This is a genomic window from Streptomyces sp. NBC_00440, from assembly GCF_036014215.1.
Taxonomy (GTDB): Bacteria; Actinomycetota; Actinomycetes; order Streptomycetales; family Streptomycetaceae; genus Streptomyces.
Genome location: NZ_CP107921.1, coordinates 8,053,819 through 8,071,273 on the forward strand (window position 1 = coordinate 8,053,819; position 17,455 = coordinate 8,071,273).

13 protein-coding genes are annotated in these 17,455 nt (G+C 71.1%); 10 read left to right on the forward strand and 3 right to left on the reverse strand.

Features of this window, described 5'->3' with window-relative positions; translation table 11 throughout:
• Positions 1–36: 36 nt before the first annotated feature.
• Positions 37–2,325 carry an FUSC family protein gene (locus OHB13_RS35710; RefSeq protein WP_328379946.1) on the forward strand — a complete coding sequence of 763 codons (2,289 nt, stop codon included), beginning with the start codon at positions 37–39 and terminating at the stop codon, positions 2,323–2,325.
• A gap of 39 nt (positions 2,326–2,364) precedes the next feature.
• Here the strand turns inward: OHB13_RS35710 and OHB13_RS35715 are convergent, their stop codons facing one another.
• Both OHB13_RS35715 and OHB13_RS35720 read right to left on the reverse strand, forming a co-directional pair.
• Complete coding sequence (locus OHB13_RS35715) at positions 2,365–3,339, reverse strand: formylglycine-generating enzyme family protein (RefSeq protein ID WP_266861554.1); 975 nt, start codon at positions 3,337–3,339, stop codon at positions 2,365–2,367.
• Complete coding sequence (locus OHB13_RS35720) at positions 3,336–4,628, reverse strand: ROK family transcriptional regulator (RefSeq protein WP_328379947.1); 1,293 nt, start codon at positions 4,626–4,628, stop codon at positions 3,336–3,338. The genes OHB13_RS35715 and OHB13_RS35720 overlap by 4 nt, the downstream gene beginning before the upstream one ends.
• Positions 4,629–4,880: 252 nt before the next feature.
• Here OHB13_RS35720 and OHB13_RS35725 point away from each other — a divergent pair, with 252 nt between their 5' ends.
• The 8 genes from OHB13_RS35725 (at position 4,881) to OHB13_RS35760 (ending at position 13,228) form a co-directional block, all read left to right on the forward strand.
• Positions 4,881–6,368, forward strand: a complete 1,488-nt coding sequence (locus OHB13_RS35725; protein ID WP_328379948.1) for a sulfatase-like hydrolase/transferase — start codon at positions 4,881–4,883, stop codon at positions 6,366–6,368.
• Between the two features lie 134 nt (positions 6,369–6,502).
• Positions 6,503–7,279 (forward strand): ABC transporter permease, encoded by a 777-nt coding sequence (locus tag OHB13_RS35730; RefSeq protein WP_328379949.1) that lies wholly within the window; start codon positions 6,503–6,505, stop codon positions 7,277–7,279.
• Between the two features lie 2 nt (positions 7,280–7,281).
• The gene (locus OHB13_RS35735) at positions 7,282–8,073 is read left to right on the forward strand and encodes an ABC transporter ATP-binding protein (protein WP_328379950.1); all 792 of its coding nucleotides are present in this window, start codon (positions 7,282–7,284) and stop codon (positions 8,071–8,073) included.
• Positions 8,070–9,131 (forward strand): aliphatic sulfonate ABC transporter substrate-binding protein, encoded by a 1,062-nt coding sequence (locus tag OHB13_RS35740; RefSeq protein WP_328379951.1) that lies wholly within the window; start codon positions 8,070–8,072, stop codon positions 9,129–9,131. The genes OHB13_RS35735 and OHB13_RS35740 overlap by 4 nt, the downstream gene beginning before the upstream one ends.
• 14 nt (positions 9,132–9,145) lie before the next feature.
• Entirely contained in the window at positions 9,146–11,416 is a 2,271-nt protein-coding gene (locus OHB13_RS35745) for a DUF4838 domain-containing protein (protein ID WP_328379952.1), read from the forward strand.
• A gap of 70 nt (positions 11,417–11,486) precedes the next feature.
• Positions 11,487–11,753 (forward strand): hypothetical protein, encoded by a 267-nt coding sequence (locus OHB13_RS35750; protein ID WP_266861545.1) that lies wholly within the window; start codon positions 11,487–11,489, stop codon positions 11,751–11,753.
• 57 nt (positions 11,754–11,810) lie between these two features.
• Positions 11,811–12,809: an NAD-dependent epimerase/dehydratase family protein gene (locus OHB13_RS35755; RefSeq protein WP_328379953.1), complete on the forward strand. Its 999-nt coding sequence runs from the start codon at positions 11,811–11,813 to the stop codon at positions 12,807–12,809.
• Between the two features lie 143 nt (positions 12,810–12,952).
• Positions 12,953–13,228: a DUF2087 domain-containing protein gene (locus tag OHB13_RS35760; RefSeq protein WP_266861542.1), complete on the forward strand. Its 276-nt coding sequence runs from the start codon at positions 12,953–12,955 to the stop codon at positions 13,226–13,228.
• Between the two features lie 25 nt (positions 13,229–13,253).
• On the opposite strand, the gene OHB13_RS35765 is transcribed toward OHB13_RS35760, so the two are convergent.
• Positions 13,254–16,481: a GH92 family glycosyl hydrolase gene (locus OHB13_RS35765; RefSeq protein WP_328379954.1), complete on the reverse strand. Its 3,228-nt coding sequence runs from the start codon at positions 16,479–16,481 to the stop codon at positions 13,254–13,256.
• Positions 16,482–16,773: 292 nt separating this feature from the next.
• Here OHB13_RS35765 and OHB13_RS35770 point away from each other — a divergent pair, with 292 nt between their 5' ends.
• Positions 16,774–17,454 carry a class I SAM-dependent methyltransferase gene (locus OHB13_RS35770; RefSeq protein WP_328379955.1) on the forward strand — a complete coding sequence of 227 codons (681 nt, stop codon included), beginning with the start codon at positions 16,774–16,776 and terminating at the stop codon, positions 17,452–17,454.
• The last annotated feature ends 1 nt before the right edge of the window (position 17,455 follow it).

A 17,455-nucleotide genomic window follows, 5' to 3' on the forward strand; every position in this document is an offset into this window, starting at 1 on the left:
GACCAGGGCCGGAGAACAGGGGAGTACGGCAGCGCGATGGCAGCAACACGGCGGACACGGACCGGAACCTGGGACCGCTACGCGGCATCCGACCCGGGATTCCTGCGACTGATGGCGGGGCTGCGGACCGTCGCGGCGATCGGGCTCGCGCTCATCGTGCTCGCGCTGTTCCACACAGCCGTCCCCCTCCTCGTCGCCGGGGCGATGGCGGCCATGGTCTCCACCTTCGCGATCAGGGAGAAGGACGTACGCGGCCAGGCCATCACGCTCGGCTTCGCCCTCCCCGTCGCCCTGACGTCGATGTCGCTGGGGGCGCTGCTCAACAGCCGTGTCATCGCAGGCGACATCTTCTTCGTCCTGCTGATCTTCGGTGCCGTCTACTCCCGGCGCTTCGGTGACCGCGGCACTGCGCTCGGGCTGATCGGGTTCCAGGTCTACTTCATCTCGCTGTTCGTGCACGCCACGGTCGCCACTCTGCCGTCGCTGTATCTGACGCTGGCCATCGCCTTCGCGAGCAGCGCGGTCGTACGGTTCGCCGTCGTGCCCGAGACACCCGAGCGCACCCTCGGCCGGCTGCGCGAGGCCTTCAGAGCTCGGCTCGCCCAACTGGTGGCCACCCATATAGAGCTGCTGGACGCCACCCCCGCGCAGCTCGACAAGATCCTCGACGATCTGCGCGGACGCACCGCACGGCTGCACCAGACGGCGCTGATGATCCAGGGCCAGCTGGAGTCCGGCACCCGTGACCCGGCAGCGGCGGCGCTGGTGCAGCGCAGGATCGCGGACGCGGAGATCGCCGCCGAGCGTCTCGGGATGCTGCTGCTCAACGCCCGCAGCGCGGAACGCGCGGACACCCTCACCCTGCATCTGCCGAACGCACCGGTCCCGGCCTCCGCGACCACCGCACAGGCCGACGGCGACGCCGGAGGCATCGGCGGGACGGACGAGATCACAGCCCTGCTGCGCCGGGACCTGAACGCGCTGCATCTGGTGGTGACCCGGCTGGCCCCCGACGAGCGCGGCACGGCCCTGGCCCATCTCCGCAACAGGCTGCTCGGCTACCGGGACGAGGAGAATCTGCCGCGCGCCTCGCTCGCCGTGCAGGACGTGTTCCGTGGACTCGGTGAGGCCGCGCGCTCCGTGCTCGGGCTGCGGCTCGCGCTGGACGGGCCGCAGGACGAATCGGACGACACTCCTGAAACGACCCGCTCCCGCGAGGAGTTCGAGGCCGAGGACGTGGCCATCGTCCGCGCCGAGGAGACCGAGGAGGACCGCACCGGACTGCAGCGGCGCACCACGAGGACGGCGTTCCAGGTCTCGGTCGGCTCGACGCTGGCCATCATCGGCGGCGAGTTCCTGTCCAGCCAGCGCTGGTACTGGGCAGTCCTGACCTGCTGGGTGGTCTTCCTCAACACCGCGTCCACCGGCGAGATCCTCGTCAAGGGCTACCGGAGGCTGCTCGGCACGGTACTCGGTGTCGTCGCCGGTGTCGCTCTCGCGGGGCTGGTCGGCAACCACACCTGGACCGCGTTCGCCCTGGTCCTGCTCTTCATCTTCGGGATGTTCTTCACCGCGCCCCTCTCGTACGCGCTGATGTCCTTCTTCGTCACGGCGATGCTGGGCCTGCTCTACACGCTCCTCAACACCTACAGCTTCTCCGTGCTGGTGCTGCGGATCGAGGAGACGGCGCTGGGCGCCGCCTGCGGGATCATCGCGGCCGTGCTGGTGCTCCCGGTGCACACCGACCGCCGTACCGACGAGGAGCTCGCCACGGTGCTGGCCAGGCTGCGGGACGTCGCGTCGGCCGCCGTGTCCCAGCTCAGCGGCGGCCCCCCGGTCGACCTCCTGGACATGGCGCGCGATCTCGACACCGCCCTGGACGATCTGCGCCGCTCGACCCAGCCGCTGACGCACCCCATCACGCCGCTGCGGGTGCGGCGGCAGACCGCCCGCTATCTGGTGGCGGTGCTGGAGACCTGTGCGTACCACGCGCGTTCGCTCGCCGCGACGGCCGAGCTGGTGCCGTACAGCAAGACCATCGCGGCCGATCCCCGGCTGGAGCGGTCCGGCGTGCGAATCGCGCACAACATCGACGTGATCGTGGCCCGGGTGGCGGACGAGAACGCCGCGGGCGAGGTCGAGTCCGGCGCCAGCATCGCCGCCATGCTGGAGAGCAGCTCGTCCGAAGTGCTCCGGTCGGGCACGGTCACCTACCGCGTCCTGCGGCATCTGCAGCGCCTCGACGAGGGAGTGGTCGGCCTCGCCCGCACCCTCGACGTGCCGGTCGCGGCCCGCGAGGAGCGCAAGGAGCGCAAGGCGGCCTGACCGGGCGGGCCCGTACCGGGGCCGCCGCGGTGCCACCCCTCAGAGTGCGCAGCGGAACCCGCCGTGGCCCGTCGTGCTGTCGGGTGTGTTCGAGGTACGGGCGGCCACCCGGTAGCGATTGCAGTACGAACGGTGGCAGAGGTACGAACCGCCGCGCAGCACCCGGTTCTCACCGGTGGGCGGCCCGGTGGGGTCGGTACGCGTCTCCGGGCGGTCGGCGCTGTGCCAGTCGGGGCTGAAACGGTCGGCGCACCACTCCCAGACATTGCCCGAAGTGTTGTGCAGCCCGTAGCCGTTGGGGGCGTACGCGGTGGCCGGGACGGTGCCCGCGCGGCCGCCCGCACGGGGGTCCCGTACGGGGAAGTCGCCCTGCCAGATGTTGCAGCGGTCCCTGCCGCGCGGCGTCAGCTCGTCGCCCCACGGGAAGCGGAGCCCGGCCGGCCCGCCGCGGGCAGCCTTCTCCCACTCGGCCTCGGTGGGCAGCCGCTTGCCCGCCCAGCGGGCGTAGGCGTTCGCGTCGTTCCAGGACATATGCACCACCGGGTGGCCCCGGCGGTCCCCGACCGATGACCCCGGGCCTTCGGGGGCGCGCCAGTACGCACCGGTCACCGCTCGCCACCAGGGCGCTCCGGGGACGGTGCCCGGCAGCACCGCGTGGCGCGCCTGCGGGGGTACGAAGGAGCCGAACACATAGGACCAGCCGATGAGTTCGGCCTCGGTGCGGTATCCGGTCGCCTTCACGAAGGCGGCGAAGCTGCCGTTGGTGACACACGCCGCGTCGATGTGGAACGCGCCGACGGCCACCTCCCTGACCGGCCCCTCACCATCGGCCGGAAACGCGTCGGCGTCGTCGCCGCCCATCAGGAACGGCCCGCCCGGGACGGGCACCATGCCGCGCAGCACATCGGCGGGGCGGCGCTCGGGTATGGCGAAGTCCGCCGGGGGAGCGGACGGGGACATGATGGCGCCGGGGGCCGGGGCCGATTCCCGCGCGGGTCCGCAGCACGCACTCATCGGACGCTCTCCTTGCTGTCTGCACCGCTCACCGCGGTCTCTGCTCCGGCCCGGCCGGCCCGGCCTGGCCCGTACTCATCCTGCCCGGCCGTGCCGGGGACCGGCCGGTCGAGCAGTTCGTCCACGTTCTGGCCGGTGGTGCGGAGCAGCAGCGCCACACCGCCGAGCGCGGCCGCGTCGGCGCCGAGGGCCGAACCGCACACGGTGATGGTACGGGGAGCGGACGGCAGGGACAGGGTCGCGAGCTGCTCGCGGATCGGGGCCAGCACGAGTGCGTCGAGTACGGCCGGTTCGCCGTAGACCACGATGCATTCGGGGTCGACATGGGCGGCCAGGGCCGCGAGGACCCGGCCCGCGGTGGTGGCCGCGCCGCGCAGCACGGCGGCCACGTCCGGCTGGCCCCCGGCGGCGAGCGCGATGAGCCCGGCCGCGTCGCCGACCGCCACACCGCGCTCCGCGCAGGCGGCCAGCAGCGCCGGAATCCGGATGACCCCCTCCAGGCACCCCCGGCCGCCGCAGTGGCAGACCGGTCCTTCGGGATCGCAGCTGGTGTGGCCGATCTCGCCGGCCGCGCCGTGGGCGCCGTGCACCAGCACACCGTTCACGACGAGCCCGCCGCCGACCCCGTGCGACCAGGCGAGGAAGACGGTGTTGTCGTGGCCCCGGGCCGCACCCCAGGTGACTTCGGCCAGTGCGGCGAGACGTGAGTTGTTCTCGGTGGCGACGGGCACACCGAAGTGGCTGCCGAGCGCCGCGGCGACGTGCTGGGCGAACGGCGTCTTCCGGTCCGGGTCCCCGGACGCCGGGTTCTGGACGAAACCGGGCAGGCCGAGGCCGATTCCCTCGACGGGCGCCAGGCTGATCCCCTCCCGGCGTACGAGCTCCCCGACCGCCGCGATCGCCTGCTCGGCCCGCTCGGCGGGACCGCTGTCCACGGGCAGCGGGGCGCTGAACCGGCCGACCACCTCATGGGCGCAGTTGGCGATGACCACATGGATCCGGTTGCGCTGGAGGTCGATACCGATCAGCTCGGCGCCGCGCGCGTTGAGCGAGATCTCCAGGGCGGGCCTGCCACGTCCGCGGGGCAGCGCGGAGTCCGCCGCGGGCTGCTCCACGACCGCTTTGCGCTCCAGCAGGTCGGAGACGATCGCGAACAGGGTGGTACGGGAGAGACCGGTCCTCGCCTTCAGCTCGCCACGGCTGAGAGCGCCGGAGCGGCGCAGCTCGCCGAGGACGGCGGCTTCATTGGCCCTGCGGAGGCGCTGCAAGGCATCGGTCGGTTCCGTCATGGACGCATGGTCTGCCGGTCGATCGGATTCTGTCAACGCGGCGGAAGAATTCACACGCAATTTATTCCCGAGGGTTGACGTAAAAAACCCGGCGTCCCTACAGTTCCCGGCAATTGCCTGCCGTACGACATCCGTTGCCCACCACGGAACCCACCGGCACGACACATGCCGGCCCACCGCACACCGCAACACGGCACACCGGCACCCCGCACACCGCGTCACGAACGACTCCACCGGAAGGGCGGCCAGCCCATGGCTCCGCGCAACGTCCTGTTCCTGATGACCGATCAACACCGGGTCGACACCCTGGGCTGCTACGGCAACCCCCTGGTGAAGACCCCGGCCCTGGACGCCCTGGCGGCGGAGGGCACCCGCTTCGACCGCTTCTACACACCCACCGCGATCTGCACACCGGCGCGTGCCTCCCTCGCCACCGGCCTCCACCCGTTCCGCCACGGAATGCTGAACAACCCCGAGCGCAACGGGGGCAGCAAGGACGAGCTGGACGACGAGAGCCCGATGCTCTGGCGCCAGTTGATGGACCACGGCTACCAGGTCGGCCACGCGGGCAAGTGGCACATCGGCCGGGAGCGCGGGCCCGAGTTCTACGGGATGGACGGCGAGCACCTGCCCGGTGCGCTCAACCCCGTACACCACCCCTCGTACGAGAAGTGGCTGGAGGACAACGGCTTTCCGCCCTTCGCCGTCACCGAGCCCGTCTTCGGCGCGGCCGCCAACGGCACCGGCCGCGGACACCTGATCGCCGGCCGCCTCCAGCAGCCCCCCGAGGCCACCATCGAGGCGTTCCTCACCGACCGGACCCTCGGCCTGCTCGACCGGTACGCGGCCGACTGGAAGGCGACCGGCAGACCGTTCATGCTGTCCTGCCACTGGTACGGCCCGCACCTGCCGTATCTGATCCCCGACCACTACTACGACATGTACGACCCCGACGACGTGCCACTGCCCGCTTCGATGGCGGAGACCTTCGCCGGGAAGCCCGCAGTGCAGCGCCAGTACAGCGCGTACTGGTCGTCCGACGGGTTCGACGCCGCCGCCTGGCGCAAGCTCATCGCCGTCTACTGGGGCTACGTCACCATGATCGACCACCAGGTCGGCAGGATCCTGGCGGCGCTGGACGACCACGGTCTGCGCGACGGGACAGCGGTCTTCTTCACCGCCGACCACGGCGAGTTCACCGGCGCCCACCGGCTGAACGACAAGGGCCCCGCGATGTACGAGGACATCTACCGCATCCCCGCCATCGCCCGGGTGCCCGGCGCTCCCGCCCAGGTCTGCGACGCCTTCGCCAACCTCATCGACCTCAACCCGACCATCCTCGAACTGGCCGGAGCGCCGCTGCCCGACCGGTGCGACGGGCAGAGCCTGCTGCCACTGCTGCACGGCGGACCATCCGGGGACACCCGCGACGAGATCGTCGCCGAATTCCACGGTCACCACTTCCCGTACGCGCAGCGGATGCTCCGCGACCGGCGGTACAAGCTCGTCCATAACCCGGAGAGCATCCACGAGCTGTACGACCTGGAGACCGATCCGCACGAACTGCACAACGTGTACGAGGCACCGGCGTACGCGGGCATCCGGCGCGACCTCACCGTCCGCCTCTACCGCGAACTGCTGCGCCGCGGCGATCCCGCCTACAGCTGGATGAGCTATATGGCCGACATCGGCGGCGACCGCGCGCCGGATGTCGACGGGGTCGCGGAGGAAGTGGCGTGAAGGAGAAACTGCTGCCCGGATCCGGCGCACCCGGAGTTCGCAGCGCTCCCGGCTCACCAGGATCATCCGGTGCTTCCGGTGCTTCCGGTGCTTCCGGTGCGTCCGGCGCGCATGACGCGAGGAGCGCCGCGCGGGTGGAGCGCGGGCGCCGGGCGCGCGGTGCGGGCCGGCTCACCTCCGTACTGCTCGGGGTCGCCTCCGCCGCACTGGGGCTCCTCACCTGGACCGTCCTCGCCAACAGCGGCATCGACGGTTTCCCCGGACCGGTCTCCGTCGCACGGCGCGCGGGACAGCTCATCGCGGACGGAACCCTGATCTCCGACGCGGGCGCCAGCCTGGAACGCGTCCTCATCGGCTACGTCATCGGTGTCGTCCTCGCTGTACCCGTCGGCTTCCTGATGGGCTGGTACCCGCTCGTCCGCAGGCTGATCGAGCCATGGCTGCAGTTCTTCCGGATGGTGCCGCCGCTCGCGATCATCCCGCTGGCCATCGTCCTGATGGGCATCGGCGAGACCCCGAAGATCTTCGTGATCTTCCTGGCGTCCTTCCTCTCCTGCGTTGTCTCCACCTTCCAGGGCGTCGTCGCCGTCGATGTCACCCTCGTCAACGCGGCGCGGGTGCTCGGCGCCCGCGACCACCAGGTCTTCGCCGGCATCGTGGTGCCCGCATCGGCCCCGTTCATCCTGGTCGGCATGCGGATCGGGCTCGGCGCCTCCTGGGCGACCGTGGTGGCCGCCGAACTCATCGCCGCGCAGGGCGGACTGGGCTTCCGTATGCAGCAGGCGCAGCTCTACTACGACCTGCCCACCATCTTCGTCCAGCTCATCGCCATCGGAGCGATCGGCCTGGTCATGGACCGGCTGCTGCTCCTCGCCGAACGACGGCTCACCCACTGGCAGGAACGGAGGTAGCCATGCCCACCATCAACTTCTCCGGTGTCACCCGGCACTTCACGGTGCAGGACAGCGACTTCCTGGCTCTGGACCGGATCAGCCTGGACATCGAGGACGGTGAGTTCGTCACCGTCGTCGGACCGTCCGGGTGCGGCAAGTCCACCCTGATGAACATCGCAGCAGGGCTCCTCGAAGCGACCGGCGGCGAAGTCACCGTCGACGGCGTACCCGTCCGTGGACCTGCCCCCGAACGCGGCGTCATCTTCCAGCAGTACGCGCTCTTCCCCTGGATGACCGTCACGGCCAACGTCGAGTACGGCCTCAAGGTCGCCGGTGTCGGAAAGGCCGAACGCAGCCGGAGAGCACGCGAGGTCATCGAGCTCGTCGGTCTCACCGACTTCGCCGGCGCGCTCCCCAAGACTCTCTCCGGCGGTATGAAGCAGCGCTGTGCCATCGCCCGCGCCTATGCGGTCGACCCGAAGGTCCTCCTCATGGACGAGCCCTTCGGCGCCCTGGACTCGCTGACCCGTGTCCGGATGCAGGATTCGCTCCTCGACACCTGGAGCCGCGACCGGCGCACCGTCATGTTCATCACGCACGACGTCGACGAGGCCGTCTACCTGGGCAACCGCGTCGTCGTCATGGCCGCGCGCCCCGGGCGGATCCACACCGTCATCCCCGTCACGCTGCCGTACCCGCGCACCGAGGAACAGCGCCTGTCGCCCGGATTCGCCGAACTCCGCGCCCAGGTGTGGCACGCCGTGCACCACCAGCCGGCGCCACCGGCCCCACTCGAAGGACTCGCCTCGTGAAGAGAATCGCGAACAGAACCACGAAGAGCGCCACGACGAGGAACCGCGCCGTCGGCCGCCGCGCCGCGGGCCTGCTCACCGCTCTGCTGCTCGTCGCCGCCGCGTCCGGCTGCGGCAATGACTCATCGGCGGCGTCGGGTCACGGAAACAAGGTCACCTTCGGCTATATCGCCGACTACAGCGGATCCGCCGCGCTCGCCGTCGCGCAGAAGCAGGGCCTCTGGAAGAAGGCGGGCCTCAAGCCCGAACTGAAGGTGTTCACCAACGGCCCGCTCCAGGTACAGGCCCTCGGCTCGGGCGATCTGGACTTCGGGTACCTCGGCCCGGGCGCCCTCTGGCTGCCGGCATCGGGCCGCGCCCCCATCGTCTCCGTCAACATGCTGGGCCTCGCCGACCGGGTCATCGCCCGGCCCGGCTCCGGCATCACGAAACCGGCCGACCTCAAGGGCAAGAAGGTGGCCGTCGCCGAAGGCACATCGGGCGACATGATCCTCGATCTGGCGCTCCGCAATGCGGGGTTGAAGCCCACCGACGTCAAGAAGGTCGCGATGGACGCCTCCACCGTCGTCACCGCCTTCTCGTCCGGCCAGGTCGACGCCGCCGCCACCTGGTACCCGCTCATCGACACGATCAAGAAGAAGGTGCCCGGCCTCCGGGAGATCAGCGGAACGCAGGACTACTACCCCGGGCTGACCTTCCCCAACGTCTTCGTCGCCCAGCCCCGGCTGGCGTCGGGCAACCCGGCGCTCGTCAGGAAGGTGACCGGGGTCCTCAAGCAGGCCGACGACTGGATCGCCGGGCATCCCGCCCAGTCGGAGTCGGTCGCGGCCGGATTCCTCGGACTCCCCGCTGCGCAGCTCAAGGGGTCGACGGACCACGTGAAGATCCTCTCCTCCGCCGAGCTGACGAAGCTCAGCCGGAACGGCACGGTCGACGGCTGGTTCGACCAGCTCTCGGATCTCTTCGTACAGATGAAGAAGCTGCCCAAGCCGGAGAAGGCCAAGGACTACTACCTCGGTGACCTGTACGCATCGGCCGGAAAGGCGGACCACAGATGAGCTCAGGACGCGACATGGCCGAAGACAGGGCAGCGGGCGGGGTCCGGCGGCGCGGATTCCTGGCCGGGGCGGCCGGGCTCGCGGGAGCGACCGTCCTGGCACCGGCCGCGGTCCCTCCCGCGGCCGCGGCCGCTCCCGGAGAAGTCACCGCACCCGACACCGCGGCCTCCCTGCCCGTAGTCTCCGGCGGCCGTGCGCGAGCCACCGTGCTGTGGTGGGGAGAGGGCAGCGCGCGGTTCGCCGCCACCGAACTCCGCGACTACATACGGCGGATCACCGGCGTCCGGCTGCCGGTGCGCGCCGCGACGCCCCCCGCCGCGGGCTCCCTGCCCGACGCGGTCACCGGACTGGTGGCCCTGCGCGCGGGCACCGGCCCCTCGACCGCGATCCCCGCGGCCCGGCTCACCGAAGCGGGCCGGGAACTGGCGGGCGCGCCCGAGGACTCCTTCACCCTCCTCGGCGACCACCGGGACGCCCTGCTCACCGGGGCCGGGGACCGCGCCGCGCTCTACGCCGTGTACGCGCTGCTCGAACGGCTCGGCGTACGGTTCTTCGCCCCCGCCTTCCCCGCGTACGAAGGCCACAGCGAGCACATCCCGACCGCGGGCACCCTGGCGCTGCCCGCCGTCCGCCTCACCGACCGGCCCGGCTGGGAGCTGCGGCGGCAGTACGCGGAGGAGGGCTACAGCCACACCGCCGAGAGCCTGCCCCCGCTGCTCGACTGGATGGCCAAGAACCGGCTCAACACCTATGTCCACCCGGCGAATTACCTGGGCCTCGGCGTCACCACGTACGACAGCGTACGGACCGTGCTGCGCCGCGAGGCCACCAGGCGCGGCATCCGGATCGAGACCGGCGGGCACGGCTACGACAGCTTCCTGCCCCCGGAGAAGTACCCCCAGTACTACACATCCGGCGGCCCGCTCTTCGACATCTACAACCCCGAGGCCCTCGACGCGTACATCGCCCAGGTGGTCGCCTTCCTGCGGGACCGTCCGGAGATCACCGTCTTCGACTGCTGGCCGCCGGACGTCGGCCGGTTCCAGCAGGAGATCCTCGACCGGTACGGCAAACCGGCGAACGCCGAGTCGGTGGTCGTCAACAAGCTGGCCCGGACCCTCCGTGCGGAGCTGCCGGGCGTACGCGTCGAGCGCATCGCCTACAACTCCACCATCGAGCCGCCGGATCCGGACTACGCGTCCGACCCCGCGGTCATCGTCGACTTCGCCCCGTACAGCCGCACTTATGACGGACCGCTCGACGACCCGGCCGTGCCCGCCAACGCGGGCTTCGCCAAAGCCCTGAGCGCTTGGCGGACCGGGTTCCGCGGCTCGCTTGCCATGTACGAGTACTACCGGCGCTACCGCTGGCGGAGCCAGCCCGTGCACCCCCTCGCCACCATCGCGGGCGACGTCCGCTTCGAGTCGCAGCTCGGTGTGAACGGCATCGGAATGTACAGCGAGCCCGCCGACTGGATCACCTACGAACATGTCCAGAGCCTGTTCGCGGCGCTCGCCTGGGACAACGGCCTGGACGCCGCCGGTTACACGGACGGCTACCTCCGGGCGCGCTTCGGTCCCCGGGCGGCCGGCACCCTGCGCGAGTACTACGACCTCACCCGCACCGATCCCGACACCGTGGGCGCGGCCGCTCTGCTCGACCGTTACGACCGCGCGGGGGCCGTGTTGCGAAGAGCCGCCGGCGAGGCCGGGAGCGCCGCGGCACGCACCGTGATCTCCCGGCTGGGCCTGGGCATCGACGTCGCCCGCGCCGACCTGCGGATCGGACTCGTCCCGGACGGCTCCGCCGAACTGGACGCGGCCCGGGAGGCCTACCGGACCCTGCTGCTGCGGAACCGGTTCAACGGGGTGGTGCTGCCGAACGTCCAGACCTGGCTGCGCCGGTACGGTACGGACATCCCCTACGACGACGCGGAAGTCCGCCAGGAGGTCGTGGACAACTACGCCTCCCCGGCAGCCGGGTTCGGTGTTCCCGGGCTGCTGACCCTGGAGCGCGGGGGAGCGGCCGTCACACTGACGGTGGTGGCCCAGGACGTCGACTTCACCGGCCACACGGTGCGGTGGACCGCGTCGGGCCCCGACGGCGTCCGGCCGGTCCCGGCGAGCGGCAGCCTGCGGGCCGACGGGACCAGGAGCGCATCGGAGCGGGTGGCCGTCCGCGCCACTGCGGACGCTGCCACGGGGAGACAGCGGATCACTCTGGAGTTCCGGCTGGCGGACGGCACCCGGCTGACACCGGCCCACGTCGATCTCACTGTGGAGTGAGAGGGAAGCCCGCTCGCGGTTCAGCGTCGCACCGGGCCGGCTGTCAGTGGTGGCTGAGATGCTGAACCGCATGAACGGACAGACCTGGCGCCGGGTGTACGGCGCGGACCACGACGACCCCGACCCGGGCCCGCGGCCGGGGCGCGACTACCGGGAACTGGTGGGCGGACCGCTCGACGGCCTGCTGCTCGACGTCACCGGCCGGCCGGCCCCGAGCCTCGCGGACGGAGCGGCCCTCGCGACCGAGATCGGCTCCCACGGCCCCGGCGGCCACGCGCGGTACGGCCCGCGCGTGGCCGGAGCGCTGCTGTGGGACTGGCAGGGCGACACCCCATGAGGCGGCAACCGGAAACGGTGCCACCCTCGTTGGGTGCCGCCGATAGACTGGGCAGTTATGCACCTTCTTGTACTCGGCGGTACGTCGTTCGTGGGCCGCGCCATCGTGGAGGAGGCCCTCCGCACCGGGGCCGAAGTGACCCTGTTCGGACGGGGAAGAACCGGGGCGGATCTCTTCCGCGAGGGGACCGGGGTGACCGGGGTGACCCGGCTCATCGGCGACCGCGACACGGGCGACTACGCGGCGCTGCGTGACGGCCACTGGGACGCGGTCGTGGACGTCAGCGGATACGTCCCGCGCCACGTCGGCCAGGCCATGGACGCGATCGGGGACCGGTGCGGACGGTACCTGTTCATCTCCAGCCACGCGGTGTACCAGCGCTCGGGGGTGGAGCCCGGCTCGGACGAGGACACGCCGCGCCGCACACCGGTGCGCGACGTGCACAGCACCGAGTTGCTGGACGAGGACACCTACGGACCCGCCAAGGTGGCCTGCGAGGACGACGTCCTGGCCCGGTACGGCACCCGCGCGACGGTCGTGCGCCCCGGAAAGGTCGCAGGACCGCACGACCCCTCGGACACCTTCACGTACTGGGTGCGCCGGGCCGCACGCGGCGGGCGGATCGCCCTGCCGGCCGACCCGGCGCAGCCCGTGCAGATCATCGACTCCCGAGACGTGGCCGGTCTCGTGGTGCGCCTGCTCACGGACGACCGGCCCGGTGTGTTCCACGCGGTCGGCCCCGCCGAGCCGACCACGCTCGGCGGGCTGATCGAGACCTGCGCGCGGGTCGCCGGTACCGAGGTGGAGATCGTGCAGGTGCCCCCGGAGGCGGGGGCCCGGATGTTCCCCCTGGTTCGCCCCAACTGGCCGACGCAGCAGCGCAGTTCTGCCAGGGCCCGCGCGGCAGGCCTGCCCGCGACACCGCTGGAGGTCACCGCGGCGGATGTCCTGGCCTGGGACCGCGAACGCGGCGAACCTCCCATCCACCGCGGCTACCCGGTCCAGGAGGAAGAGGCACTGCTCGCCCGGACAGCCGAAGGAATCACAGCCGGCTGAACCACGGTCAGCGGAACCACGACTCCCCGAACCACCGTCGGCGGAACCGCAGATGGCGGGAGCCCCGGCTCTCGGGCCCGCGCACAGCGGTAACGCCGGAAAAGGCGTTGCCCGGGCCCGTCCGGTGCGGGAGGCTTCCGGCCATGCCCGACAACGTATCCAGCAGTTCGCACGGGGTCATGTCGCTGTTCTCTCGTGGCCGCCTCACCGCGATCCCCCGCAAGGCCGCGCGCCGCGAGCAGCTGCTCGGCCACCTGGCGGAGACCCTGTTCGAGCGGGACCGCGAGTACACCGAGCCCGAGGTCAACGACGCACTGCGCACCGTGCACGACGACTGCGCGGCGCTCCGCCGCTACCTCGTGGTGGCGGGCCTGCTGACCCGGTCCAGGGACGGCAGCGCCTACCGGCGAGGCCGGTAGGCGCTCCTCCGCTCCGCAGGGCCCGTCAGCCGAGACCGACGGCGAACACGTGCAGCTGTGCGTTCTTCGGCAGCGTCACGCTCTTGATCTGCTTCCCGTCCGGGACCTTGAAGGGCGCGGTGGCGAAGACGTCCGCCGCGCCGCCGGTGCCGCCCGACTGGTTCCGGTGCGCGGCCCGTGCCACGAGCGTGTTGCCGAAGACCGGATCCGAACCGCCGCCCGGCAGCGTCCAGTCGCCGAACGAGAGATCAGCCGTGCCGGTGCTGCCGTCGGTGAAGGTCACCTCGGCACTGTCCTGATGATCCCCGTTGGTGGCCGAGCCCACGAACAGCAGCCGCTTCGCGTCCACGGCGCTCCGGGACAGATCGAGGGTCTGGCCGTCCGCGACCACATTGTCCGGGCGCCCCTGCGGAGCCGCCGGCCACACGAACGACGTACCCGACGCCTCGATCCGCGCTCCGCCCTTCAGACCCGCTGCGGCGAGCGCCTGCCGTGAGTAGCTGTTGCCCGCGCCGTCGAAATCGGCCTGCCCATGGTCCGCGTCGTCGGAGAGCCCGGTGTTGTCGTACGCGGTGGCCGGGCTGCCGTCCGCCGCCACCAGCACGATCGCGGAGAGCCGTACGGTGTCGCCCTTCCCGGCACCCCGTACGGTCAGCGGAACCTCGTAATAGCCATCGGGCGTCTCCGCCCCCGCCTCGACGGTCAGGGCGACACTCCCCGAACCGGTGCCCTTGTCCAGCTTGAGCTGCTTCGTGGCCGCGGACACCGTCAGACCCTTCGGCGGGGAAGCGGTCACGGTCAGGCTGTGGTCCCGTCCGGCGAGGCGCTGCGCGTCGACCGTGACGTCGGCGCCTTCACCGCCCGGCGCCGCGGTGACCTGGTTGGGGGTCGCGTTCGCCAGGAAGGACCGTTCGCCCGTGCGGTACGACGGGGGCGCTGCCGCCGCCGATGTCGCCCAGTGGGTGTCGGGCGTCCCGGACAGGGTGAAGTCCAGCCGACCGCCCCGGGACACCGCCGACTTGGGCAGATAGGTGCGCTCCCAGTCGCGGCCGTCGAGCTTCAGATCGTGGACGTACGGAGTGCTCGCCGACGCCTTCGGGGCGCGGATGTCCAGGTCGCTGCCCTTGCCGGGCAGATCGAGCACGGCCCGCTCGAACAGCGGGCTGTGCACGGCCAGATCGGATGTGCCCGGCGTCGAGGGGTACACACCGAGCGCGGCCCAGACGTACCAGGACGACTGGGCGCCCAGGTCGTCATTGCCCGGCTCGCCGTCCGGTGTGGGGGTGAACAGCGTGGTGGCCACATTTCGGACGGCCTTCTGCGTCTTCCACGGCTGCCCGAGATAGTCGTAGACCCACGGCACCCCGAAGTCGATCTCGTTCCCCGCCCACATGTACGGCTCGTTGGGGCCCGCGTTGAGCTTGGTGAAGAACGTGTCCAGGCGCTGGGACGCCGCGTCACGGCCGCCCATGGCGGTGATCAGGCCCGCGGTGTTCTGCGGGACGAGCCAGTTGTACTGGGCGGCGTTGCCCTCGTCGAAGCCGTCCTGGCCGAACTTGCCCTCCGGCGGCGGCTGGAAGCCAGGACCGTCGGGGAAGCGGCCGTCCTCACCGCGCGGCTGGAGGTAGTCGGTCGCAGGATTGAGGATGTTCTGCCAGTTCTGGCTGCGGAGCGTGAACTGCCGGGCCGTCCTGCTGTCCCCGGCCGCGGTCGCGAGCTGTGCGATGGAGAAGTCGTCGATCGCCCACTCCAGCGTCACCGAGCCGCCGACGCGCTGGTGGTCGCCGCGCGAGGCGTCGTTGTTCGGCGCGTAGCCCCGCTCGACGTAGTTGGCGATGTCGGGGCGCTCATGGTAGGCGCCGGGCGTGCTGTCCACCGTCGTCGCGCCCTTGACCAGGTACTTGAGCGCCGTCTTGAGATCGAAGTCCCGGGCGCCGTACGCATACAGATTGGCGATGAGCGCCACGGAGTTGTCGCCCGTCATCTGTCCCGTGTAGCCGTTCGCGAACGGCCAGCGAGGCCACCAGCCGCCCTGCTCGGCGTCGTTGACCAGGGACTGCGCCATGTCGCTCGCCTCCTTGGGCCAGAGCATGGCCTGGAGCGGAGCGAGGGAGCGGTAGGTGTCCCAGTCCGAGAAGTTCGCGTACTGCGTACGGCCCTCGGGGAGTTCGCGGACCTTGTTGTCGAAGCCGATGTAGCGCCCGTCCACGTCATTGAACGTGTTCGGGTGCATCAGCGAGTGGTAGAGCGAGGTGTAGAACGTCTTCAGCTGACCGGTGTCCCGGCCCGCGACGCGGACCTTGCGCAGCGCCGACGTCCACCGGTCGCGGGTCTGCGCGCGCAGCTTGTCGAGACTCCAGCCGGGCACCTCGGACGCCATGTTGGCCTTGGCGCCGTCCACCGAGACGTACGACATGGAGATCTTGGCGCGCACGGTGCTGGTCCCGGCCGTGCCGAAGGTGAGATAGGCGCCGGCCTTCGGCGCGTTCACCGTGTCGCTGCCCTTCGACACCGTCTTGCCGTCCCAGGTGCCGTGGGCGGTGAAGGGGCGGTCGAAGGTGATGGCGTAGTGAACGGTGTACTCGTTTCCCTTGCCGCAGAAATTCCCGGTGGTGGCGGAGCCGGTGACCTGCCGGTCGCCGACGACGTGCATATCGGCCCGCTTGTCGCCCGCGAGACTCGCGCCGCCCTTGACCAGGACCTGCGCCGTGTCCGCGCCCTTGGGGAAGGTGAACGCCGCGAGCCCGGTGCGGGTCGACGCGGTCAGTTCGGCGCGTACCTTCGAGTCGGCGAGGGTGACCGCGTAGTACCCCGGCTCCGCCTTCTCGTCGGTGTGCGAGAAGTGCTCGGTCCTGTCCCACGGCGCCGAGCCGACGTCGCCCGTCACCGGCAGGATCGGCACATCGCCGAAGGCGGTGCAGCCGACCGACGCGTGATCGACGCTGAACCCGCGCAGGGTGTCGCTGTGGTACTGGTAACCGGCGTACGAACCGACCGTGTCGGGTGAGAACTGCATCATGCCGAACGGGGTGGCGGGGCCGGGGAAGTTGTTGATCTCTCCCACGGTGGAGCCGCCGCTTCCGGTACCGATCAGCGGGTCCACGTAGTCGGCGGGGTCGTCGACGAGCTGTGCGCCCGGTGGGGCGGCGGCGTTGGACAACGTTGTCAAGGCGGCTGATGCCGGAGCTGTTGTTCCGGCGAACAGCAGCGCCGCGACTGCGGCGACCGCGCCGCGAGTCTTCCAACGTCTCACGTGTACCTCCTGCGAAAGGATTGCGGGCCGGGCCCACCACACACTCAGGTAGCTGACCGTGCCCGGTCAAGAGGGCGGAAGGATCGGCAAGGCCGCTTCCGGCCGCGCCCGCCACAGTGGCGACGTCCCGTCAGTCGCCGTTCCAGGCTGTGAGTTGGCTGTGGGGGAGGGGCGGCAGGGCGATTGCGTCCGGGGCGGGATCGGGGGCAGGGGCCGTGCCCGAGGGCAGGGAACGAGTCGGCGGCCGCACCGGGCGACAGCCGCAGCGGGAACGGCCGAAAGAGGTACGCACATGGCGCCGGAAGCGGCATACGACCGGATAGCAGACTGGTACGAGCGGGATTTCCTGGGCGCCGGGGACGCCGGGACCTCCGACGGCAATCCACGTGCCCTGGGCGGGCAGCTGGCAGGGCTCCTCGGCGGGGGAAGCGGTGTCTGCCTCGAAGTCGGCTGTGGCACCGGCATCCATGCCGACCGGGTGCGCGGTCTCGGCTGGACGCCGGTCGGGGTGGATCTCTCGGCCGGGATGCTGGCACATGCCCGCGGCCGGCTGCCCGTCGCGCAGGCCGACGCCGCGCGGCTGCCCCTCCTGGACGGCGCGGTTCCGGCGGCCGTCGCGGTGATGGTCCATACCGACATGCCCGACTACGCGGCGGTGCTCGGTGAGGTCGCCAGGGTGCTGCGGCCCGGCGGGGTGTTCGTACACATCGGCGTCCACCCCTGCTTCTGCGGCGGGTTCGCCGACCGGAGCGACCCGGACGCGGTGCTGCTCCGGCCGGGCTACCTCGACAGCCCCTGGACCACCGAGTCCTGGACCGGTCAGGGCCTGCGGGACAAGGTGGGAGCGGGGCATCTGCCGCTGCCCCGCCTGTTCCAGGCCTTTCTGAACGCGGGACTCGTGCTGGAAGGGTTCACCGAGCACGGGGCGCCCACCCCTGTCGTCCTGGGCGTCAGGGCACGCAAGCCGTTGTGAG